Source organism: Acetobacter fabarum (assembly GCF_011516925.1).
Taxonomy (GTDB): domain Bacteria; phylum Pseudomonadota; class Alphaproteobacteria; order Acetobacterales; family Acetobacteraceae; genus Acetobacter; species Acetobacter fabarum.
Genome location: NZ_WOTG01000001.1, coordinates 524,457 through 547,909 on the forward strand (window position 1 = coordinate 524,457; position 23,453 = coordinate 547,909).

At 59.2% G+C, this 23,453-nt stretch carries 20 protein-coding genes and 1 tRNA gene; 10 read left to right on the plus strand and 11 right to left on the minus strand.

Annotated elements, in window-relative coordinates:
* Positions 1 to 68: 68 nt before the first annotated feature.
* From GOB83_RS02450 to GOB83_RS02460, 3 genes are all read right to left on the minus strand, one after another.
* The gene (locus tag GOB83_RS02450; RefSeq protein WP_086645247.1) at positions 69 to 536 is read right to left on the minus strand and encodes a hypothetical protein; all 468 of its coding nucleotides are present in this window, start codon (positions 534 to 536) and stop codon (positions 69 to 71) included.
* A 31-nt stretch (positions 537 to 567) separates the two neighbouring features.
* A complete protein-coding gene (locus tag GOB83_RS02455) occupies positions 568 to 1,227 on the minus strand; it encodes a coiled-coil domain-containing protein (protein WP_086645382.1) in 660 nt (219 codons plus the stop codon).
* A gap of 252 nt (positions 1,228 to 1,479) precedes the next feature.
* Positions 1,480 to 2,058: a cob(I)yrinic acid a,c-diamide adenosyltransferase gene (locus tag GOB83_RS02460; protein ID WP_086645245.1), complete on the minus strand. Its 579-nt coding sequence runs from the start codon at positions 2,056 to 2,058 to the stop codon at positions 1,480 to 1,482.
* A 157-nt stretch (positions 2,059 to 2,215) separates the two neighbouring features.
* On the opposite strand from GOB83_RS02460, the gene GOB83_RS02465 reads away from it, so the two are divergent.
* The gene (locus GOB83_RS02465; RefSeq protein ID WP_242005686.1) at positions 2,216 to 2,584 is read left to right on the plus strand and encodes a DUF423 domain-containing protein; all 369 of its coding nucleotides are present in this window, start codon (positions 2,216 to 2,218) and stop codon (positions 2,582 to 2,584) included.
* A complete protein-coding gene (locus tag GOB83_RS02470; protein WP_165925128.1) occupies positions 2,581 to 3,543 on the plus strand; it encodes an SAM-dependent methyltransferase in 963 nt (320 codons plus the stop codon). The genes GOB83_RS02465 and GOB83_RS02470 overlap by 4 nt, the downstream gene beginning before the upstream one ends.
* A gap of 49 nt (positions 3,544 to 3,592) precedes the next feature.
* Here GOB83_RS02470 and GOB83_RS02475 read toward each other — a convergent pair whose 3' ends face one another.
* Positions 3,593 to 3,886 (minus strand): hypothetical protein, encoded by a 294-nt coding sequence (locus tag GOB83_RS02475; RefSeq protein WP_165925129.1) that lies wholly within the window; start codon positions 3,884 to 3,886, stop codon positions 3,593 to 3,595.
* A 4-nt stretch (positions 3,887 to 3,890) separates the two neighbouring features.
* A complete protein-coding gene (locus GOB83_RS02480) occupies positions 3,891 to 4,394 on the minus strand; it encodes a hypothetical protein (RefSeq protein ID WP_086645381.1) in 504 nt (167 codons plus the stop codon).
* Positions 4,395 to 4,530: 136 nt separating this feature from the next.
* Between GOB83_RS02480 and GOB83_RS02485 the strand changes: the two genes are divergently transcribed.
* Positions 4,531 to 4,794, plus strand: coding sequence for a DUF1653 domain-containing protein (locus GOB83_RS02485; RefSeq protein ID WP_165925130.1), 264 nt, complete (start codon positions 4,531 to 4,533; stop codon positions 4,792 to 4,794).
* 33 nt (positions 4,795 to 4,827) lie between these two features.
* On the opposite strand, the gene acs is transcribed toward GOB83_RS02485, so the two are convergent.
* On the minus strand, positions 4,828 to 6,771 hold the full coding sequence (acs, locus tag GOB83_RS02490) for an acetate--CoA ligase (RefSeq protein WP_095349074.1): 1,944 nt from the start codon (positions 6,769 to 6,771) through the stop codon (positions 4,828 to 4,830).
* Between the two features lie 209 nt (positions 6,772 to 6,980).
* Entirely contained in the window at positions 6,981 to 7,421 is a 441-nt protein-coding gene (locus GOB83_RS02495; protein WP_165925131.1) for a DUF2501 domain-containing protein, read from the minus strand.
* Between the two features lie 553 nt (positions 7,422 to 7,974).
* Between GOB83_RS02495 and GOB83_RS02500 the strand changes: the two genes are divergently transcribed.
* From GOB83_RS02500 to GOB83_RS02510, 3 genes are all read left to right on the plus strand, one after another.
* On the plus strand, positions 7,975 to 8,679 hold the full coding sequence (locus tag GOB83_RS02500; RefSeq protein WP_086645238.1) for a GntR family transcriptional regulator: 705 nt from the start codon (positions 7,975 to 7,977) through the stop codon (positions 8,677 to 8,679).
* 195 nt (positions 8,680 to 8,874) lie between these two features.
* Entirely contained in the window at positions 8,875 to 12,510 is a 3,636-nt protein-coding gene (putA, locus tag GOB83_RS02505; RefSeq protein WP_242005687.1) for a bifunctional proline dehydrogenase/L-glutamate gamma-semialdehyde dehydrogenase PutA, read from the plus strand.
* A gap of 209 nt (positions 12,511 to 12,719) precedes the next feature.
* Positions 12,720 to 13,403, plus strand: coding sequence for a YoaK family protein (locus GOB83_RS02510; protein ID WP_165925133.1), 684 nt, complete (start codon positions 12,720 to 12,722; stop codon positions 13,401 to 13,403).
* Between the two features lie 107 nt (positions 13,404 to 13,510).
* On the opposite strand, the gene GOB83_RS02515 is transcribed toward GOB83_RS02510, so the two are convergent.
* The 4 genes from GOB83_RS02515 to radA form a co-directional block, all read right to left on the minus strand.
* Positions 13,511 to 14,881 (minus strand): amino acid permease, encoded by a 1,371-nt coding sequence (locus GOB83_RS02515; RefSeq protein WP_086645235.1) that lies wholly within the window; start codon positions 14,879 to 14,881, stop codon positions 13,511 to 13,513.
* A 69-nt stretch (positions 14,882 to 14,950) separates the two neighbouring features.
* Positions 14,951 to 16,438 (minus strand): hypothetical protein, encoded by a 1,488-nt coding sequence (locus tag GOB83_RS02520; protein ID WP_165925206.1) that lies wholly within the window; start codon positions 16,436 to 16,438, stop codon positions 14,951 to 14,953.
* Positions 16,439 to 17,056: 618 nt separating this feature from the next.
* Positions 17,057 to 17,130 (minus strand) — tRNA-Gly (locus GOB83_RS02525).
* A 57-nt stretch (positions 17,131 to 17,187) separates the two neighbouring features.
* On the minus strand, positions 17,188 to 18,579 hold the full coding sequence (radA, locus tag GOB83_RS02530; RefSeq protein WP_086645234.1) for a DNA repair protein RadA: 1,392 nt from the start codon (positions 18,577 to 18,579) through the stop codon (positions 17,188 to 17,190).
* A 222-nt stretch (positions 18,580 to 18,801) separates the two neighbouring features.
* Here radA and GOB83_RS02535 point away from each other — a divergent pair, with 222 nt between their 5' ends.
* From GOB83_RS02535 to GOB83_RS02550, 4 genes are all read left to right on the plus strand, one after another.
* Positions 18,802 to 19,587: an MlaE family ABC transporter permease gene (locus GOB83_RS02535; RefSeq protein ID WP_086645233.1), complete on the plus strand. Its 786-nt coding sequence runs from the start codon at positions 18,802 to 18,804 to the stop codon at positions 19,585 to 19,587.
* Between the two features lie 11 nt (positions 19,588 to 19,598).
* The gene (locus tag GOB83_RS02540) at positions 19,599 to 20,387 is read left to right on the plus strand and encodes an ABC transporter ATP-binding protein (protein WP_179290102.1); all 789 of its coding nucleotides are present in this window, start codon (positions 19,599 to 19,601) and stop codon (positions 20,385 to 20,387) included.
* Positions 20,388 to 20,475: 88 nt separating this feature from the next.
* Positions 20,476 to 20,619 (plus strand): hypothetical protein, encoded by a 144-nt coding sequence (locus GOB83_RS02545; protein ID WP_165925134.1) that lies wholly within the window; start codon positions 20,476 to 20,478, stop codon positions 20,617 to 20,619.
* Positions 20,620 to 20,970: 351 nt separating this feature from the next.
* A complete protein-coding gene (locus GOB83_RS02550; protein ID WP_373321585.1) occupies positions 20,971 to 23,394 on the plus strand; it encodes a DUF3772 domain-containing protein in 2,424 nt (807 codons plus the stop codon).
* The last annotated feature ends 59 nt before the right edge of the window (positions 23,395 to 23,453 follow it).

A 23,453-nucleotide genomic window follows, 5' to 3' on the forward strand; every position in this document is an offset into this window, starting at 1 on the left:
TCGGTCCATCCCGGCACGGGCCTGCAACCCATGCAGGCACAAACACTGCCCCACACGGACTAAAGGCTTTATTGCCCCCGTGAAGAAAAAGACAGTGTTGGATACCAAAAGCACAGTATTTGTAAAATAAAAGCGGGCAGAACAATCAGGCCGGGGTCAAACCCCACCATGATCATTGCAAGGCCCGTGAGTATAGGGGCCGCAGCCCGCTCAACTCTGGCCCCTTGCGGTGTGTTGCAGGCCAGAACCGAACACACACCCCCAACCCCCAGTGCCGCAGCCGCCATAACGGCATAAAGCGGGTGGCTTGTAGCCTGCGGCAACAGGCCATCATGCACACTGGAAAGGGAGGACATGTCAGACGACCAGCCTGCCAGCCCGAACAGAAAGCTGAATGGCAGCACAAGCACGCCAAACACATCGCGCAGCAGGCCGACAAAGCCCATAACAACAGGGGGCAGCACAACACAGGCCACGCCCAGAGCCACGTCCAGAACCAGCAGAGCCAGAGCAGGTGTGGCGGTATTATTTTTCATGGTGGGGAACCCCTTGGCGCAAGGTCAGGGATTAATCCTTCCACCATTTAACGGGCTGGGGCTCTTCCACCCTGACCTCTGCTTCAACCACTTCAGGTTCCTTGCGGGGGCGGCCACGGGGTTTGGCGTCCAGCTGGCGGCGCAGGGCAGCTATTTCGGCCTCCTGTTCTTCCATCTGGCGGCGACCGGCACGAATTTCGCGCCCGGCAAGGGCCAGTTCGGCTTCCCGTTCGGCCAGTTTGTTTTTCTGCTCGGCAATCAGGGCGTCCGCATGGCCGATGCGTGTGGTCAACCCGCGCTGGGCCGCCTGCATGTCGGCCAACTGGCGATCACTTTCTTCTGCACGCAGTTTTTCTTCCGCCAGCTGGCGACGCAGGCGGGAAAGTTCGCTGTTGTCTTCTTCGTTAAAATGTACGGCGCGGGAGGTTCCTGCAATCCGTGGAGCGGCAACAGTACGCGGCGTTGTGCGTGCGAGGGAGTGTTTTTCCACCTGCACCTCACCATCACGCACAAAGCGGCGGCGCTTGTTATTGGCGCTTTCGGCCGCGGGGCGGGGTTGCGGAGCGGCAGATGAGCGGGGGCGGGCGGAATGCCCAATACGTTCAAGCGCATTGCGCATGGACGCTTCTTCAAGCCCTTCCTCATGATCCCTGTCCACTACGGGGGCGGAGAGAAAAGATGATGTATTCATGAATTCAGATGTCACGTTTCAGATATTTTATGGACTGTTTAAAAGCTGCCAGGAAACCAATTGTGTTTTTATGCGCCCGGGCAGAACAGATGCAATGCAACTGTGGCCTTGACCCGATGGTTTGATAAAAACAGAGATATGGCCGCAGCACCGGCAGCAGGGTATTTTGCACATTACCACACAGGGCAATGTCTGCTGGGGTTGTCCTTACCATATGCCCCCTCTTTTTCCAAGGGGTTGTACGGCGTGGCGCTATTTTTCACCTTTGGGCACGGGTTGCCACACAACATCCGTCTGTCCGTCATGATTGAAGTGACGGGCCAGTACAAAAAAGTAATCGGATAATCTGTTCAGTATTTTCAGCAAAACAGGGTTAACCCGTTCTGCACGCGACAGAGCCACCATGCGCCGCTCGGCCCTGCGTACCTGTGTGCGGGTCATGTGCGCCATTGCCGCGGGCACGGAACCACCGGGCAGCACAAACCCGTTAAGGGGGGACTGGCGAGCCCGCAATTCCTCTATCCTGCGCTCAAGCACCAGCAGGGCGGCTTCTTCCACCCGATGGGCGCGCTCGGCCATGGGACCATCTTCGGGTAGGCAGACATCCGCCCCCATATCAAACAGCAGATTCTGCACTGCCGTTAACTGCTGGGCAATGCTGTCCCCCGCTGGTGTGTGAGCCTGCACCAGACCAACCAGCGCATTAATCTCATCCAGTGTTCCCAGCACCTCTATACGGACGTCATCCTTGGTAACGCGTGACCCATCGCCGAGTGATGTCTGCCCGCCATCCCCGCCACGGGTTACAATTTTATCAATCCGTATGCTCATACCTCAGGCTCCCGAACACTGGCTTTGTTTCTTATCCGCACAAAACGCACCACCTTACCCGGCGTTGCAAAGACTAAAATTGAGGGTTGGCCATGCAGCGCTATTTCCGTTTGCCACAGACACGCCTATACAACCCTTTATGTTGACCGGATCTTTTATGACACGTCTATGGCGGATCTGTGGTGCGCTCCTTATTGCCACAGGCACCGTTATGGGGGCCCTGACCGCACACCTGCCCGATGCACATTTTGCCGAGGGCGGGCGGATTATGGCACGCAGCGCCATGGATATGCAGATGTGGCAGGGCATAGCCCTGCTGGCTCTGGGGCTTGGGCTGGCCGAACGTACCAACCGTATTCTCATTGCCGGGGGCTGGGGGGTGCTGGCAGGTACGCTCATGTTCTGTGGCGGTGTGTATAACACGGCCTTTACCGGCCACCATGGCAGCCACATTGCGCCCATTGGCGGCGGCATGCTCATTCTTTCGTGGCTGGTGCTGGCCGCAGGCTGGGTCCGCCGGTCATGAGCACCTCCACACAGGGTGCATGGCTGGCAGCAGACGGGCTTAAACACGTTTTGCAAGAAGACCTGCTGCTCCGTGGAGTAGAAGTTATGGCGTGGCATGGCATGCTTGCCCTTTCCACCCACAAAGCACTCTACTCCCCCTGGGCGCTGGATATATGGACAGCCCCGCAACGCGCCAGCATTACCTCCATCCGCAATGCGTCAGACACGTTGCGCGCCATCCAGCGCAACTGGAGCCTGTATGCGGTGGACAACTTCCGCCGCTCCGGGCTGATTGTGCAAAAACTGCCCCCGGTCAAAGCAGCACCCTTGGTTTTCCCCACCCCCGCACCGACCAGCCCGCTTGGGGCATGGACCTTGCTGGACACTTCGTCCCTGCTGTTCTCGGCCACAAAAACCAGTCCATTTGTCAATGGCGCACCGGAGTTTGTGGAAAACCGGACAGACCCACCCTCCCGCGCCTACCTAAAGCTCTGGGAGGCCTGCACCCGGTTGGGCCGCTGGCCCGCTGCTGGTGAGCGGTGTTATGATCTGGGTGCCACTCCAGGTGGGTGGACATGGGCCCTGGCAAGCCTTGGCGCACAGGTAACCGCGTTTGACCGCGCGCCGCTTGCTCCATCGGTTGAGGCCATGCCGGGCGTAAGCTTTCAGCAGGCCAGCGCATTTGGGCTGGACCCAAAGCAGCTCCCCGCCACGGACTGGGTTTTTTCCGACATTATTGCCTACCCCCAGCGCCTGCTACGCCTGACCCGAGCATGGATTGATTCGGGGCAGACCAAGAACATTGTGCTGACAGTCAAGTTTCAGGGTGAAACAGACCACGAAACCGTGGCCGCCTTTGAGTCCATACCCGGCGGGGCACTCGCCCATCTGGCGCATAACAAGCACGAGCTGACATTCTTCTGGTCACAGGAGGCAGCCGACAAAGGCGTATCCCCCCTCCCCACCACCATAACCTGAGCGTGCACAGGCAGGGCTGGCCGTAACACCAGCCCGCGCCGCCACCGACCTAGCGGCTGGCCCGCCTGCGGCGGAGCAGGCGCTCAATGCCATGCACCAGCAACACAGCAAGCACAAAGCACAGCACGATCATGACAACCGCAACTGTCTGCTGGACCTGCGCCTGACCGTTGGAGGCCAGAAAACGCAGAACATCCCCCCCGGTGTGTCCACCGGTCATGGTATCAAACCGGGGCAGAACACTCAGCACCCAGCGCAGCAGAAAAACCAGAAGGGCCGTAAGCCCGATTGTGGCCCCGGTCTTGATTACGGTCAGCCGGATGCTGCCTTCATCTTGTGCCATGGGGTTACAGGCGGCCTGCTGGCTGCTGGCCCATATGCGCCTGATGCTCCTCTACCGAAGCCTTCAGCCCCGGCACGTCCGGTGCCGCCAGCGTATCCACGTAGGTGTTGTTCTTCCACACCCAGCGGTCCGAGCCATCGACCAGAATATCGCGCAGGCCCCCATGCGTTGTGGGCAGTAGCTCAATAGGGCCACTTACGGAATCCAGCACCTTGGTCCATGCCCCGTTGCGTTTGACATACACATCTGTCGAACAGCCAGCAGACCCGCACAGGCTGGCTGCCTGCACCTGCACAAACAGTGCCATATTCGCACCATTGGCAGACAGGGGGGCAGAGCCCACAAGCACAAGTGGTTTGTCATTATGGCGGGCGGCGGCGGCAAGGTCATCCGCGTTCAGTTCACGCGCGGCACTGTCCAGTGCGCTGCCACGCTGGTCGGTCAGGGCCACGGGGTCTGTTCTGCCGTGGGTAAACGACCCTTGCCGGGTTTGGGGCGCACCCAGCACCTGTGCTGCGCCAAAAACACCGCACGGCAGGGCAGACAACCCTGCCAACACACAATACAACCCTACACGATGCCTCAAGCGCACATTCCTTGTTTTACCAGACCAGAATAGTCCCTTTGTGGAGTAGAGCCCAAGCATGTCCGAGCAGACAAGCCAAAATACCACGCCAGAACAGCCCCGGCACCCAAAGCCCGGCCTCTACCGCCATTATAAGGGGGGATTGTACACGCTTCTATGCGTAGGCCGCCACAGCGAGACGGAGGAATGGCTGGTCACTTACCGGTGCGATTCACAGGGGACCTACTGGGTGCGCCCGCTGGACATGTGGCTCCAGACTGTTCAGGGCGTGCCGCGTTTTGCATTGATCAAGGACGACCACCAGCAACCCCGTGGCGCGTAAGGGGGCACCCTCACACGCCACGGGCCGAACGGCCTAGCCCGCCTGCCCGGCAACCTGGGCAATAATTTCTTCCACAATATCCGGATCGGACAGGGTGGAAAGATCGCCCAGATTATTCAGATCATGCGAAGCAATTTTGCGCAGCAGGCGGCGGACAATTTTGCCAGAGCGGGTTTTGGGCAGGTCCCGCACAACGTAAATCTGCTCCGGCACCGCATAGCGCCCGACCCCATCGGCAATGGCGCGGCGTACGGCGGCGGGGTTCAGGCTACCTTCGGTGCGGGGAACAACAAACACAACCAGCCCCTGCCCTTTCAGGTCATGGGGAACGCCAACGGCGGCACTTTCCACCACTTCGGCATCGGTTGCCACGGCGTCTTCAATTTCTGCCGTGCCAATCCGGTGGCCAGAGACATTGACCACATCATCCACACGGCCCGTGATCCAGAAGTATCCGTCTGCCTCACGCCGTGCGCCATCACCCGAAAAATAGCGACCCGGGCAGGTGGTAAAATAAGTCTGGCGGAAACGCTCGTGGTCCCGCCACAAGGTCATGGCCTGACCGGGCCATGAGCGGGCCATGCACAAAAGGCCATCCCCGGCACCTTCAACCTCTGTCTGGGTCTGTGCATCCACCAGAACGGCGTTTACCCCCGGCAACGGCAGCCCTGCGGCCCCCGGTCGGCCCGGCACCTGCCCGGCACTGGCGGTGAGCATGACCCCCCCGGTTTCGGTCTGCCACCATGTGTCCACCACGGGGCAGCATGCCTTGCCGACCTCATCATGGAACCATTGCCATGCTTCGGGGCTGATCGGCTCACCCACCGTGCCCAACACGCGCAGGCTGGACAGGGAGCGGCTGCGCACCACGTCCGCATCTTCCCGCATGGCGGCACGTACCACGGTGGGAGATGTGTAAAAGACGCTTACGTTATTGCGGTCGATCACATCCCACCACCGGCCCGGCTGCGGCCATGAGGGCAGGCCCTCATAAATCAGGATCGTCGCGCCGTTACACAGCGGGCCGTAAACAACATAGGTGTGCCCGGTAATCCAGCTTGTATCTGCCGTGCACCAGAACACATCGTTCGGCTGGGCGGCAAAAACCACCTCATGCGTATAGGACGCCCAGACCAGATACCCCCCCGTGCCGTGCACAACCCCCTTGGGCCGCCCCGTGCTGCCCGAGGTGTACATAAGAAAGAGCGGATCACAGGCGTCCATGACCTCTGGCGGGCAATCCGGGATCTCCATCGCCACTTCCGCAGTGTAGGACAGATCGCGGCCGGGCTGCATGGGCACTTCCGTACCCGTAACAGGCACCACCAGCACATGGCGCACGGTGCAGGCTGCACCGCAGGCCAGCAGGGCCTCGTCCATGGTCACCTTGCTGGGAATGGACTTGGCCCCACGCCGCGCCACATCTGCAGTAATCACCACAGCAGCGCCGCTATCCATAAGCCGTTCAGCCAGCCCTTCGGCCGAAAAACCGCCAAACAGCACTACATGGATTGCACCAATGCGTGCACAGGCCAGCATGGACACCACGCCCTCGGCCACCATGGGCAGGTGAATGGCAACGCGGTCGCCCTTGCCAACGCCCAGCCTGCGCAGCGTATTGGCAAGGCGGCAGACCTGCGCATGCAGCTCACGGTAGGTCAGGACCAGTTTCTGCCCATCTTCCTGTCCTTCCCAGATCAGGGCGGCTTTGTCGGGCTGGGTCAGAACGTGGCGGTCAAGGCAGTTTTCGGCCACGTTAAGCTGGCCATCGCCGTACCAGTCTATGCGAACATCGCCGTTAAAGTCGGAGCGGGAGGCATGGGAGGGCGCTTTATGCCAGACCAGTCTGCGCGCCTGCGACAGCCAGAAAGCCTCCGGGTCGCGTTGCGCACGCTGCACTTGATCAAGGTAGCGATCAGAGACAGCTGTCTCCGCCGTGCAGGGAATATTCTCTTCCACTCGGACTGGTCCTTTCATTTACGTTCTTATTTTGCACCCGAACCAGATGGTCTTTGATCATATCATGCCCTCAGAGGAAAGACATGTACCCACCTCCGGACACATAAAAAGTGACCACACAGGCATAAAAAAAGGCTGGCCACAGGAGTGACCAGCCTTTTTTGTTATGCCGTTTTTATTCCACACCTTAATTCCGGTCGGCGCGGAACAAGGGCCTGACCCTGTTATTACAGAGAAGCTTTGGCGCGTTCCAGAACGGCCTTGCAGGTCTTCTGGCGCAGCGGCAGGGTTGCCATTGCCACGGTGTAGGTATGGTCGTTCAGGCGGATCTGGCCAGCGGAGCCAATCGCATAGAACATGTTGCCATCCGCACCATCGGACACGGCGTTGGTCTTTTTGTTGTATTCAAGCAGCGTGCGGAAGGCATCGTCATAATCCGGCACGTATTCGTTCTGGACGCAGTAGTTCAACAGACCTGCGTTTTCCTTCGGGTCAATGGAAGCCACATAACCCGACGGGTCCACGGTTGAGAGGAGAGACGTATCCCCCCCGCGGATGACCGGCATATTGAGGGTCTGTTCCTCGGCATGAGCAAGTGCGGGCACGGATGCCAGCACGGACGTGGTAAGGGCTAGCGCCGACAGGGCACGCACGGCAAACAGTTTCATTCAGAATCTCCCAAACGGAATATGCGCCAAACTGCCCCGTAACCCCCGCAAAGATCAAGCAGCCCCCACGCGCGCAAAAAACATGGCAGCCCACAGCCCTGCCCATGTGGGGGAGCACCACGCCTGTCATAACAAAAATGGCACCCCGTTATGCCGCCACGGCACCGGACCCGACACGCCACTGCAAACAGGCCATAAATGGTACGATAACCCACAGCATGTAAAATAAGGGTCTTGAAACATTACGATATTATCTTTGTATTCTGTAATGTTGCTGGCATTGTCGGGCTGATACCCAGCGCAGGCCGCCCCCATTGCCAAACCCTGCTCTGGCAGGGCAATCTTCCCTTTGCGGGGCAGAACGAGCCAACCCGGCGGGGGTGTTTTTCTGCCCAGCCATCGGGCCATCACGATCAGGTGATATAACATTCAACCCCCAATCCACCGGCCCGATACACGTTGCAGGCGGGCTGGCCGATTGAACAGTTCGGGCATCCATTCTATAACAACCTTAACGAGTCCGTAACAAATTTAAGCGGGAGCTTATACCGACATGCTGCCTGCCAGCCTTTTCAAGAGTGTTGAAATTGCACCGCATGGCACCGCGTCAGAGAGCATCTGCACGGCTTTGCGCAAGGCCATACTGGAAGACCAGCTACAAGCAGGCCGCGCCCTGCCCCAGTCTGAGCTGGCGGCTGGGTTCGGGGTTAGCATTATCCCCGTGCGTGAAGCGCTCAAACACCTTGAGGCCGAAGGGCTGGTCGCGTTTACGCCCAACAAGGGCGCTCTGGTTATTGGTCTGGATGAAGCCGACATTCTGGAATACTCCCAGATTCGCGCAGTGCTGGAAGAGCAGGCCGCAGCCGAGGGCGTGCGCAACATGAGCCGCGTGGATTTTGCCCGTGTGGAAGACGCTTACGAGGCCTTTGTCGCCGGTGTGGAAGGCCCGCAGGGCATGATCCGCTCTGGCGCTCTTAACCGTGCTTTCCACAACTCCATTTATGCCGCGGCCCCCCGCCCGCGCCTGCTGGAAATGATAGAGGACCTGAACACCAGACTGGACCGCTACATACGCGGCCATCTGATTATAGAAGGCCGCACAACCATTACCCATGACGAGCACAAGGCTATTCTGGACGCCTGCCGTGACCGGGACGCGGATTTGTGCGCACGGCTGACGCGCATCCATATTCTGGAAGCCTCCAGAATCTCGGTAGATGTCTTCCGCCGCAGGCAGGCCGGGCACAGCTTGGGCTGAGCATTTTTAGCTTATAAAAATCCATATTTTACAAACACTTGTTTGTTTTTCCGACGTATCATGCCTGATTGAATAATATATGATGTTGCAAATCATATATTATCGTGTCAGAGCGAAAAAAATCATTGTGAAGCCAAAACCAACCTGCGCACCCGCAGGGGCTCGGTTTGGCGGTTGATTCGGATGAACAACGCCATGTCCTCTACCAACACATTTGCCCCCGATTTTTCCTCCCGCACGCCGCTGCGCAAAGCGATTACCCAGGCAATCCGCCGCCCCGAGCAGACATGCGTGGAGGCTCTGGCCCCCGCCGCAACGCTAAGCGCGCCAGAGGACAACGCCGTAGCAGCACTGGCCACCAGACTGGCCGAAACCCTGCGTAGCCAGCGCAACCCCGGACTGGTGGAAACATTGGTGCAGGAGTTTGCCCTTTCCTCCGCCGAGGGCGTGGCGCTGATGTGTCTGGCCGAAGCCCTGCTGCGTATTCCCGACATGGCAACGCGCGATGCGCTTATTCAGGACAAGATTGGTGAGAGCGACTGGCTCTCCCACGTAGGGCGCGGCAAACCGCTCTTTGCCAACGCCGCCGCATGGGGGCTGGCCCTGACGGGCCGTGTGGTGGCCGAGCATAATGACAAAACGCTCTCTGGCGCGCTCATGGGTTTTGTGGAGCGGAGCACACGCCCCGTTATTCGCAAGGCCGTGGATGCCGCCATGCGCATGATGGGCGAGCAGTTTGTGCTGGGCCAGACCATTGAGCAGGCCCGCAAGAACAGCGCAAAGCTTGAAGAAACCGGCTTCGCCTATTCCTACGACATGCTCGGGGAGGCCGCCTACACCGCAGCAGATGCCCAGCGTTACCGGCAGGACTACATTAACGCCATTAACGTTATCGGCCGCAGCGCCAAAGGGAGCAATGTTTACGAACGTCCCGGCATTTCCATCAAACTTTCCGCCCTGCACCCCCGCTATGCCCGCGCCCAGCATGCGCGGGTCATGGGGGAGCTTCTGCCCGTTGTGCAGGAACTGACCCTGCTCGCCCGCCAATACGACATTGGCATCAACATTGATGCCGAAGAAAGCGAGCGGCTTGATATTTCGCTCGACCTGCTGGAAGCCCTGTGCGCTACACCGGGGCTGGAAGGCTGGAACGGCATTGGCTTTGTGGTGCAGGCCTACGGCAAGCGCGCCCCCTTTGTGCTGGATTACATTATTGATCTGGCAAAGCGCACCAACCGGCGGATTATGGTGCGCCTTGTTAAAGGTGCCTACTGGGACAGCGAAATTAAAAAAGCGCAGGTCGAGGGCATGGCGGACTACCCCGTGTACACCCGCAAATGCCATACAGACATCAGCTACATTGCCTGTGCGCGCAAACTGCTGAACGCGCGGGATGTGATTTTCCCCCAGTTTGCCACCCACAACGCCCGCACCCTTGCCACCATTTACACACTGGCAGGGCAAAAATACGAGATCGGGTCTTACGAGTTCCAATGCCTGCACGGCATGGGCGAACCTCTCTACCGTCAGGTTGTCGGGGCAGACAAACTCAACCGCCCCGCACGTATTTACGCGCCGGTTGGCACGCATGAGACACTGCTGGCCTATCTGGTCCGCCGCCTGCTGGAAAACGGGGCAAACTCCTCCTTTGTCAACCAGATCGGGGATAGCGCCATTGCCGTTTCCTCCCTGATTGAAAACCCCATCACATCCGCCCAGCGCTACACGCCGTTTGGGGCCCCTCATTCCGAAATCCGCAAACCGCTCGACCTGTTTGCGCCAGAACGCCAGAACTCTGCAGGGATTGATCTGGCCGATGACCGCGCACTTGAGGCACTGGCAGCAGGCATTGCAGCAGCCCCCCAGCAGTGGCAGGCCGCCCCCATTGTGTCCGGCGCAACACCCGGAGGCACCCAGCACCCGGTAACCAACCCAGCCGACCGGCGGGATTTGGTTGGCCACGTTACCTACGCCACGCCGGAAACCGTAAAACAGGCGGTGGACGCCGCACAAAAAGGCTTTGCGGACTGGGCAGCCCAGCCCCCCGCTGCACGGGCAGAATGCCTGCTTAAAGCCGCCAACCTGCTGGAAGACCGCCACCCAGCCCTTATGGCCCTGATCTGCCGAGAAGCCGGCAAATCACTCCCCAACGCTGTGGCCGAAATCCGCGAGGCGGTGGACTTCCTGCGTTACTACGCCACCACCATCCAGCGTGATTTTAATAACACGACCCATATTCCTCTTGGCGTTGTGGCCTGCATTAGCCCATGGAACTTCCCGCTTGCCATTTTTATTGGCCAGATTGCCGCAGCCCTTGCCGCTGGTAACGCCGTAATTGCCAAACCGGCGGAAGAAACACCCCTGATTGCAGCCGTGGCCGTGGCCCTTCTGCACGAAGCAGGCATACCCGCCCCTGCCCTGCAACTCCTGCCTGGTGAGGGCGATGTGGGGGCAGCCCTTGTCGGCGATGCCCGGATTATGGGGGTTATGTTCACCGGCTCCACCGCTGTGGCCCAGTTGATCAACCGCCAGTTGCTGGACCGGCGCACAGCCACCGGCCAGCCCGTGCCATTTGTGGCCGAAACCGGCGGGCAGAACGCCATGATCGTGGATTCGTCGGCACTGGCAGAGCAGGTTGTGGCCGATGTTCTGGCCTCGGCGTTTGACAGTGCAGGCCAGCGCTGCTCCGCCCTGCGTATCCTGTGCGTGCAGGACGACTGCGCGGACCACGTTCTGGCCATGCTGCGCGGCGCCATGCAGGAACTGCGGCTGGGCAACCCCAGCATTCTGGCAACCGATGTGGGGCCGGTCATTTCCCCCGAGGCTGCTGCCGGCATTACCACGCATATTGAAGCCTTCCGCAGCAAAAACGCCCCGGTTCACGCCCTGCCCGTACCAGACCACTGTGCCAATGGCAGCTTTGTGCCGCCAACACTGATCGAGGTCATGTCCATTCGGGACGTCGGGCAGGAAGTGTTTGGCCCCGTCCTGCACGTGCTGCGCTACCCACGCGCCCAGCTTGCCTCTGTGCTGGCAGACATTAACGCCACCGGTTACGGCCTGACCTTTGGCCTGCATACCCGGCTGGATTCCACCGTGCAGAGCGTTCTGGAACAGGTGGAAGCAGGTAATCTTTACGTCAACCGCAACACCATTGGTGCGGTTGTAGGCGTGCAGCCTTTTGGCGGGCGTGGCCTGTCTGGCACGGGGCCAAAAGCGGGGGGGCCGCTTATTCTGCGCCGCCTGCTGGCACAGGTGCCCCCCCTGCCACAGATTGCACGCGGCACGACCCCACAGGCCATGACCGAATGGGTAGACTGGCTCCGCACGCAAGGCGAAAGCGAAGCCGCCCAGCGCGCCCATGCCCTTGCCAGCCAGCCGCTGACCAACGCCCAGATCACCCTGCCCGGCCCTGTGGGAGAACTGAACCTGTACAGGCTGGGCGCACGTGGCACGGTACTGTGCATGGCCCAGACCACAGCAAGGCTTTATGACCAGATTTCCCTCACTCTGGCGGGCGGGAACACCGCAGCCATTCTGGCGGACGCCACGGTTCTGGCTGCCATTGCAACCCTGCCAGCATCTATTGGGCAGTTTGTACGGCCGGTTTCCTCCGCCAAATCCCTCACATGCAGCATTTTGCTAAGCGATGCGGACAACGCGGCATTCAACGCCACACGTGCCCAACTGGCTACCAGCAACGGACCTATTGTGTCGGCCTATATCACCCAGAACGGGCTGCCCTCGATCGAAGCCGTGCTGGAGGAGCAGTCGCGCAGCATCAACACCACGGCAGCAGGGGGCAACGCCAGCCTGATGACCCTGAACTAACAGGATCAGCCTTATTCTGCTTTAGGCCCGGCTGCTGTGCCGGGCCTTTTTTTGTTCAACCCATGCGGGCCATGCTGCGCTGCGGAGCATGGCACCATCCAACTAAGATCATTTTTCCGTGACCGCCCGAAGTGTTACAACACGCCCCATACCGGCGGCTTATACCGCTGTGCCACCGTTTTCCCTTTTTCATGTCATCAGGAGATACAATGACAACCCGCGCGGGGCATGATGCCAAACTGGTCGTTGCCATTTTGCTTGTTACCATGGCCATGGGCATGCTGGACGCCATTTCTCTGCTGCATCTCAAGATTTTTGCAGGCTACATGACCGCCACCATTATTCTGATGGCCGTCAACATCGCAACGTCTCAGGCCATTGTGCTCTCAGGGCTGGAGGCCATTGGCTTTTATTTTCTGGGGGCCATGCTCGGGGGGCGGCTTGTACGCCGCCAACGCAGCATTCGGGCCATTGTGGGGGATATTCTGCTGGGCGTGGGGGCTATGGTCGGCCTTGCCGCGTGGATCTGGTCGGCCAATATTCCGGGCGATATTTACGTCACTCTGGCCCTGCTTTCCTGCGCCATGGGGTTGCAGACATCGGCCACACGGCACGCCAAACTGCCCGACATGGTTTTACCCGCAGCCACCATGGTGCTGCACGGGCTTGCCCATAACAGTTCCGCCGCCGGGGGGAGCAGTTCTGGCACCCTGCGCCGTGTTGCGGCTATTTTAAGCCTGTTTGTGGGGGCGGCCATTGGCACGCTGGTTTCTGGCAGAAGTGTCTCTTTGGGCATTGCGCTGGCTGGCGGCACCATTGTTGTGGCGGGCTGCCTGCTTCTGCTGCGCAAACACCCGCTGGCCTTCCATCTGGACCGGATGAGCATTCCGTAAAAACCTGTGCCGCAGTCATGGCCTTTGGGCGCAGCCCGAAGGAGCCAAAACCAGAAAGGCCCGCCATAACTGGCGGGCCTTTCTGGTTTACGGGGTAGGGCCAAAAATCAGGCGGTCTGTTTGTTCTGCATGGCAAAGTAGGATGCCAGAGCGTAGCAGACCACCGATGTACCCAGCGTTGCCAGAGCGGTCATACGCTCCTCGGGGTTGATCAGCATGGCAACAAATACCAGCACCACACCGGCAAGAGTTGCGTAATTGCACAGCGGGAACAGGAACAGCGTGTAATTCCCTTTTTCTGTCCCATTCCGGCGGGCTGCAAAACGGGTGGTGATGTAAGCAGTTACAATCAGGCTGTAAATCAGCAGGATAACCCCACCGCTACAGCTCAGCAGAAACGCAAAAATGGTCTGCGGCGCCAGAATGGAGGAAAACGCCACCAGAGTGCCTGCAATGCTGCTGACCGTAATGGCCAGCCTTGGCGCGGAACTGGCGGAACGGCGGGTCAGGAACGCCGGAGCATCGCCCTGTGCGGCCAGTTCGGTCAACACGCGCGAGGTAATATACATGGCGGAGTTAAGGCAGGAGAGAATGGCGCTCAGCACCACAATGCGCATCATCATGCCCGCACCGGGAATGCCCATTGTATCCATGGCGGTTACAAAGGGGGAGCGCCCGGCCACAATGCTGTTCCAGGGCACAACAAGCAGGATCATGGCAACAGAGGCCAGATAGAATAGGGTTACGCGTGTACCAAGGCTGCGGGTAACCCGTGCCACGTTCTTGTCCGGCTCGGGGGATTCGCCGGCCGCAACCGTTGCAATTTCCGACCCCATCATGGTGAACAGAATGGTGGGAATAATGGACAGCACCGCCACAATACCATGCGGCATAAGGCCACCATGCCCCACAAGGTTATGCCATGCCGGTACGCCAGGGCCAAAAACATGCACCACATACAGCGCGCCAACAGCCACAAAAGCCAGAATGCTGAACACCTTGACCGCGGAAAGCCAGAACTCGCATTCCCCAAACACGCGTGGAGCCGCAAAATTGACCAGTTTAAGCAGCACGATCAGCCCAATGGACAACACCCATATTGGCAGGTGAATCCAGTCCTGAATCAGGATTGCTCCGGCTATGGCCTCGCTCCCCAGCACCACAACCCAGAAAAACCAGTAAAGCCAGCCCGAGGTAAAACCCAGCCTGTCCCCGTGTGCGGCGCGGATATATTCTACAAACGAACCACGGCCGGGGTCTGCCACCACCATCTCGCCCAGCATGCGCATGACCAGAATAACCAGTAGCCCGACCATGACAAAAGCCAGCAGAACCGCCGGACCTGTCGCCTGAATTGCAGCCCCGCTCCCCACAAACAGACCCGCGCCAATGGTCCCGCCCAGCGCGATCATGGCGATGTGGCGGCTCCGTAGCCCGGTGGCAGGTTTAACGGTGGGCTTGGTGTTCTGCTCAGCCATTGAGGGGTCCTTTATTCTTGTTGGCTTGGTGCGTTCATAACTCAAGAGGAATAAACTGGGAAATGCCCCTTAAAAGTGCTTGTAAAAATATGCCTCAACCACCCCGGCGTGATGGCCAATTTTGGGCATGGGCTGGCTCCCCGGCACCCCGGCTTTAGACAGGGCCCGCCCGGCCGGTCCGGCAAAGGCGGCCCCGCCAGCCAGTGCGGCGGAGGTGTTTTCGTCCAGCGTGTATTCAACCGAGGCATCCAGCTCGTCCGACACGTGGCGGCCGGTGTTTTTGAGCCCCATGCCCGAAACATGGATAAGCGACAGGTCATAAAAATGCAGACCAAGCTTGACCTGATCACCCGGGCGAATCAGATGCACGGGGGGGATCACGGTCAGGTCAATCTGGTGGTCCTCCAGATCGGACAGAGGGGCCAGATACATGCCCACAATTTCGCCCGGCCAGTAGCCGCCATAAGTGTAGCGCTTACCATCATACAAAAAGAACGTATCGTAGTTGTGCTTGACGCCCCCCTTGGCATTTTTGCCGCCACCAAAGCGGGTGTAACGGTAAAAAACATGCGGGGTCCATGGCAGCATGGAAAACGTATAGCCCGGCTCAAAATACATTCCGTAAGCCGAGACCCCCTTATACCCGTTGCCCGGGTGGCTGTTCTGCTCCGAAACAAAATTGCCATAGAACGTAAAGTTCTTGGAAATACCCATGGCCTTGACCGGCAGCACCGTGCCACCCCAGCTCAGGGCAGCCACATTCATGCCATTCCGGTCCGCACGGGTTGAATAATCATAATGGGCGGATGTATCGGCATCCCGCACATGAAAATAGGTAAGCGTTACATAAGCGGCGCGGTCGGCATAAACCGATGCCCCATGCCCGCCAGCCTTGTTGGCAAACCATGTCACGTCAAACCCGACAAAACTGGTTTTGGGCCGGTCAAAGCCCCGGTCGATATCGTTATCCGAATTGCTTTCAAGCATGAACACATCGGCGCGGATGGGGTCACCTTCCAGCTTGATCACCCCGGGGCCGGAAAAAGCAAAACGGGGCGCATACCACCATGCCCCGCGCTCGCCCGAGCTATAGGTGCCCTTGCCGATCAAAAACCCGTCATCCACCGCAAAAGCCTGACGTCCGCCCTGAACGGTAAAAACCTGATGCCCACCCGCCAGACGCACCGGCACACGCACCCCGGCATAGGCTTCTTCCAGATAGATCGAGCGTGGGGTACCCGATGTTTGCGAAACCTGCTCGGCATCCCCATCCCCCAGGGTGGTTGCACCAATGGCAGAGGCATTGCCAATGACGTCAAACCCCCAGCCGGTCTTCCATTCCCCCTTAAGCATGGGCTTGCCATACAGTTCGCCATAAGTCGTGTTTGCATGGCGTGTGTAACCACCCGAGGTCCGGGGCGCGTAGGACCCACCGCCAAAATTGGTGTGCGGCAGATGGAACGCAGCCCCCCCAATATCCAGCCCGCTCTGGATAGTGACGCCACTAATCGAGATAAGCGTCTGTTCTGCCTGTGCGGGCACGATCTCGCCCAGCATGCTGAGCAACAGGGAACAGAAACCAAACCTGAGCGCGCCGGAAAGCCCTGCCCCCGCCGCACGGGCAGAACATGCACGCCCCCGGCCAGCAGGGTATGGCTGCACAGCCTGAGCGGGAGCGTAACAGAACAGGCCAACATGATTTTTGGGTGTTTGCAGCAGACCAGTCACGCCCAGAAGCACTCCCCTTGAAAATAAGCTATAGAACCCGCGCACCCACAGTCCGGGCCAAGCAATGACATATAATCATCGCATTATCCTATAATATGTTCAAGATGATATAAGAAAAAATACGTAACAGCCTTACTTATGTATTCTTTAAACCACTCCACTACAGATACAAGTAATGGGGTAATTTTATATCGTTTCTTTTACGGTTCATCCTGAAAAATAACCTTAATATACCGATACCGAAATAATATACACAGTAAACAATTCAGCCCCTGTTAACCGCGCCCGCCCAATATATTTTAATGGATACATAAAGCATGGCCTGCCGCACCCGCTTATTGCGGGTAAAATGCAGGCACACAGCCCCTACACCCCACCATGCCGAGAAGCAGGTTTGGCGTGGACCGAAAATATTTTTTGCCAGAATTATTTAGGGGAAAGGACGCATGGAGCGGATGAGGGGAATCGAACCCCCGTATGCAGCTTGGGAAGCTGCCGTTCTACCATTGAACTACATCCGCATAGCGCGTGGGCGGCTTATAGCGCGCTCCAACACGACTTGCAATGCCATACGGATATTATTCCGCCTCCACATCCGGGCCAACCAGATCGGAAATATGGCCCAACTCAAGCAGGCTCATGCCTTCAGGCGGGCGGGAGCGCGCGCTCCCCCGGGCTATGCGGCGTGGCAGAACGGCCTGTGTAAAGCCCAGCTTGGCGGCCTCTTTTAGCCGTGCATCCGCCTGCGACACCTGCCTGACCTCCCCCGACAACCCGACCTCTCCAAAATACACGGCACCGGGGCTTGTGGGCACACCACTTGCGGCAGAAACCAGAGCCGCTGCCACAGCCAGATCGGCCGCAGGTTCAACCACCCTAAGCCCACCGGCCACATTAAGGTAAACATCCATGCCCGATAGCTTGAGCCCGCAGCGTGTTTCCAGCACCGCCAGCAGCATGGCCAGACGCCCGCTATCCCACCCCACCACGGCCCGGCGGGGGGCACCATCCCCCCCTTTGGGGGAGAGCAGAGCCTGCACCTCCAGCAGCACGGGGCGCGACCCTTCCAGCCCTGCAAACACGGCGGAACCGGCAATATTGCCCCGCCGCTCGGCCAAAAACAGGGCAGAAGGGTTGCTGACTTCCTCCAACCCACGGTCTGTCATGGCGAATACGCCAATCTCATCTGTCGCGCCGTAGCGGTTTTTGGCAGCGCGCAGAATACGGAACTGGTGCCCCCGGTCGCCTTCAAAATACATGACCGCATCCACCATGTGCTCCAGCACACGCGGGCCAGCCAGTGCGCCCTCCTTGGTCACATGCCCGACCAGAATAAGGCTGAAGCCCCGGCGTTTGGCGGCCCTGATCAGCTCAAACGCGCAGGCCCGCACCTGCGAGACTGTTCCGGGCGCGCTATCCACCGTTTCCAGCCACATGGTCTGGATGGAATCGATCACCACCACCTTAACGTCCGGCTCGGCCTCAAGCGTTGCCACAATATCCGCAACGTTAATGGAGGCCGCCAGGTCCAGACTGGATTCCACAACCCCCAGACGGATGGCGCGCAGGCGGATCTGGTCCACCGCCTCTTCCCCCGAGATATAGAGAACCCGCTCCCCCTTGCCCGCCAGACGGCTGGCTGCCTGCAACAGCAGGGTGGATTTGCCAATACCCGGGTCCCCCCCAACCAGCACCACAGAGGCCGGAACCAGCCCCCCGCCCAGCACCCGGTCCAGCTCCGCAATACCCGTGCCCGTGCGTGGGGGAAGTTCAACCTTGCCCCCCAGCCCGTGCAGTTGCACACGCCGCCCCTTGCCTGCGCGGGGGGATGCCGAGGAGGCCGCCAGAGGCTCCACGGCCATTTCTTCCAGCGTGTTCCATTCCTGACAGGCATCACACTGGCCTGCCCACTTGGCATGAACAGCGCCGCACGCTTTGCACACATACTGGCGGGACGTTTTTTTGGCCACGAAGACTCCCCTGTTCCTGCCCTGCTGGAGCGTTATAAATGGAATAAAACGAGAACAAACTCAAGCCCCGGCACAGGCAGTGCCCCACACCACACCAGTGCGTGGCCTCCTCTCCGGGCCGACAAAACAAAACCATGCTTTGACGAACCCGGCCCGAACGGGTTACGGCTCACACCACAGCAGACCCAGACCACACACAACAGGAACAGACAGCCCGAACCCATGGATATGGTGCTTGATCTTGTGGCCCGCACAGGCCGCGCCACACTCTCGCTTATCCGCAGTGCGGGCGCTCTCGCGCTCTTTGCACTGGCGGGGTTGTCCCACATTCTGCGGCCACCGTTCTATGGGCGTGTGTTTGTACGCACGTTTCTGGAAACCGGGTTTTTCTCCCTGCCGGTTGTGGCCCTGACTGCCCTGTTCTCGGGCGGGGTTATTGCACTGCAATCCTATACGGGTTTTGCACAGTACCACGCCCAGAGCGCCATAGCCGGGATTGTGGTGCTGGCTGTAACCCGCGAACTTGGGCCCGTGCTGGCTGGCCTTATGGTGGCGGGCCGTGTGGGGGCCGCCATGGCCGCCCAGATTGGCACCATGCGCGTGACCGACCAGATTGATGCGTTGAGCACGCTCTCCACCAACCCCATGAAGTATCTGGTCGCCCCCCGCCTGCTGGCAGGCATGATCGCCCTGCCCCTGCTGGTTCTGGTGGCGGACGTACTGGGGGTGGCTGGTGGTTTTACGGTTGCCGTGGTCAAGCTCGGGTTTTCTCCCACCGCTTATATTACGGCAACGCTTAACTCGGTTAAGGTCATGGACGTAACGGTGGGGCTGGTTAAGGCCGGGCTGTTCGGGTTCCTGATCACGCTCATGGGCTGCTATTATGGCTATAACAGTAAGGGCGGGGCCGAGGGCGTAGGCTCTGCCACCACATCGGCCGTTGTGGTGGCCTCCATTCTGCTGCTGGCCTTTGACTACCTGATTACAGACCTGTTCTTCTCACAATGAGTGCCGCAGCCATGGACCAGAGCATGACCAGTGCTCCCCCCAAAATCCGTATTCGGGACCTGCACAAATCCTTCGGGGATAAAAAGGTGCTCGATGGCATTTCGCTCGATGTGCCGCAGGGAACGTCGTTTGTCATTATTGGCGGGTCAGGCTCTGGCAAGTCCGTTCTGCTCCGCTGCATTCTGGGCCTGATGACCCCGGATTCGGGCAGTATTGAAATTGATGGCGAGGACGTACTTGCAGCCTCCGCCAAGCGGCGCGACCAGCTCCGTAGCGAAATTGGCATGCTGTTCCAGAACGGCGCGCTGTTTGACAGCCTGCCCGTATGGGAAAACGTGACCTTTGGCCTGCTCGCCCTCAACAAGCTGACCCGTGCCAATGCACGCGACAAGGCCGGGGCCATTCTGGAGCAGGTGGGGCTGGCCCCTTCCGTGGGGGACCTGTTCCCTTCCGAGCTGTCTGGCGGCATGCAAAAACGTGTCGGGCTGGCGCGCGCCATTGCTGCCCAGCCCAACATTCTGTTTTTTGATGAACCCACAACCGGGCTGGACCCGATTATGGGTGCTGTCATTGACGGGCTGATTGTGGATTGCGTTAAAAAGCTCGGCTCCACCGCCATTGCCATTACGCATGACATGGCCTCCGCCCAGCGGATCGGGGATGAAGCCGCCATGCTCTACAAGGGCAAACTTGTCTGGCAGGGGGCTGCGGCATCGCTCATGGATAGCGGCAACGATTACGTGGACCAGTTTACCCACGGCCGCCGCCAAGGCCCGATTACCATGGAATTAAGACGATAACGATTTTAACGGCCTTCTAATTACCTTGCCCATGACAGGCGGGAATGAGATAGAGACACTCATATCCATTTGTGGAGAAAGACACATAATGAAACGTGCGGTTCTGTTGCTGGCATGCGCGCTTGGACTTTCCGCCTGTGGAATGTTCCACCACCCTCCGCACCAACTGACCAAACCCGCACAGTGGGAGCCCTTGGGCTACCACGACCACCTGAGCAGCAGCGACAACTAACCCGCACAAGGCAACCCACGGGGCACAACACAGGGTGCCCCGGGCGGGCCTATCCGGGTGCCGGCGGGTATAAGCACCACGCACCCCGTGGCAACTGGCAGCAGGGTATAAAATACATCCTGCCACCGGGCGCAGGCCGCGCAATGGCAGGCCAGTAATGGCAGTATGCCCTACAGTATGGCCCTTGCCGCCAGACCATTTTCAAAAAAGATAAACTTTTCTCACATTAATCCGGCCATGGTATAAAGCTCCCCGGCTTTGCGCCATGGCGGCATGCAACCTGTTATCCGCCCTGATCGTTTTAAGCCGTAATGTTTCTTCTCCACGGCGCAAGGTTGCCTGATGCTTCGTATGCCTGTCCGCGTAGTTTTTTTACTTTCGCTCTTCCTCTTTTCCCTTCCTGGCCTGTCCGCTCCGGCTGGTGCGCAGAATACCGACCAGCCCGTAACGGCAGGCAGTGCGCCTACTCCCCTGATCATGAGCGCGCAGGATATTGTTTCTGACAAAACGCTTGATGAAATCGGGGCGGAAATCCGCTCGATCTACACAAGTGGCATAGCGGAACAGCAGGCAGGGCACAGTGCGCTGGACCTGAGCGCGCTGCTCCAGCGTGCAACGGCGGTTTCCACACGCACAGACAGGTTGATGGCGCGGATCAAGCCGTATCAGGACATCTACCAGAACTTTGTGGATATTCTGGGCAAGCCCCCCGCCAAGGATGACCCGCCCGAAGCCGCATCCATTACCGAACAGCGCGCAAGCCTGAACCGGCGGCAAAAAGATATTTCCGCCCGCATGACCCGGCTCAGGCTTTATCAGGTCGAGGCGCAGCAGCTCGTAAATGAACTGCGCCAGCATGACAGCGCCATCCAGCAGGCCACGCTGTGGCAGCAGATGCCCTCCCCCCTTGGGGTCAACTTCTGGTCGCAGTTTGTACAAAGCGCACCACAGGATGGCCGCAGGCTGAATGCACTTGGGGCCGAAACCCTTGCCATGCTGGCAACAGCCCTGACCGGCAAACGGGTTTTTATAACATTGGCGGGCCTGTGTGCATCCATTCTGCTACTGGTCGGGTGGCTGAACGCACGCAAACCCGTGCGCCTGCTGTGTAGCCGCTTTTTGCCCACAGGCCGCGTGCGCCCCATTGCCGCAACGGTTCTGTGCGGGGCAATAAGCGTGCTGGCCTGCGCTATCTCCTTTCAGGTTTTCTGGAACACGCTGGCATTTGACAACCCCGCCGTGGGGGATGATCTGGACCAGCTTGCCAGCATGGTTGCCACTCAGGCCCCCTTGTGCGGGTTGGTGCTTGAGCTTGGGTTCTGCTTTTTAAGCAGCAAGGCAGAATGGCGTGTTTTCAACATGTCGGACGATCTGGCCCGCAGCCTGCGCCTGTTCCCCGCATGGTTGGCCATTGCCATGATCGTACGGGGCATCCTGCGTTATGTGGATACGCAGAGCGGGCTTTCCCTGCTGAGTGTGCAGCTTATGGATGGGCTTTATACTCTTGCGGTCAGCCCGCTCCTGTTTGCCATTCCGCGCAAGCTGCGCCTGACAGCCGCACAGGATCAGGAGGAAGATGCCGAACCGGGCGTAACGGAGCAGACCCCGCCACTCGCGCAGTTCCTACGTAGCATGGCCATGGGTATTTCCATCATCTGCTGGATTGCAGTACTTTCGGGCTATATTCCCCTCGCCTATACCCTGATCTCGTGGGTGAGCGTCATGGCGCTGAGCATGACCACGCTCTTGCTGCTGTCCATGCTCACAACCGCCATTGGGGGCGCACTATTTGCCTCCCGCGCGCCGCTGGGCCGCCATCTGGTGGAACTGGGGCTGCCACCGCGCCTGATCAATCAGGCCAGTATTCTTATCCCCGGCCTGATCAACGTGCTGCTGCTGGCTGTAGCCTATGCCGTGGCCACATCGGGCGCCAATTTTGACCCGCCCCAGATATGGCAGCAGCTTTACTCCCTGTTCCACGGCACGGAAGACAGCAATACATCCTCCGTCTCGCTCGATGCCATTCTGCTGTGCATTGCCTTGCCGCTGGTGGGGTATCAGGCCATCAAAATTGTTAAATCGTGGTTCCAGCAAAGGTTTTTCCCCGCCACCAATCTGGACATAGGCGCACAGGCCTCCATCCTGAGCATACTGGGGTATGCAGCGTGGATTCTGATCGGGCTGGCCATGTTTGCAGCCCTTGGGGTTACGGTCAAAAGCATGACATGGGTTGTCAGCGCCCTGTCGGTGGGGATTGGTTTTGGCCTGCAATCCATTGTGCAGAACTTTGTATCGGGCATTATTCTTATGGCCGAACGCCCTGTCTCTGTTGGGGATGTGGTGACCATTGCAGGGGTTACCGGCAAGGTGGAGCGCATTAGCGTACGCTCCACGGACATAAGGCTGGACGACAAATCCACCATGATTGTCCCGAACTCACAGTTCATTACATCAGCAGTCAAAAACGCCACACGGGCACAAAAGCCCGGCGTGTTTACCGTGGAACTGGACCTGCCCTTTGCCTCGGACCTGAACAAGGCCAGCAGCGTGGTTATTGCCACCCTGAGCGCTTGTGCCGATACCGATCCGGACAGCCCCCCAACCGTAAGCATGACATCGGTTGCCGATGGCTCGGCCGTGCTGACCGGCTCAGCCAAAGCACGCGACGGGGTGGAAATAAAAACCGCCCGCAGCAGCGCGCTGTTTGCAATCTGGCAGGCGTTTCAGGAAAACGAGATCCCCGTCACATTCCGCCAGACCGTGCGCGCGCCCTAAACGTCCGCCCACAACAGCAAAAAGCCCGGCCCCATTATGGGAGCCGGGCTTTTTTACGC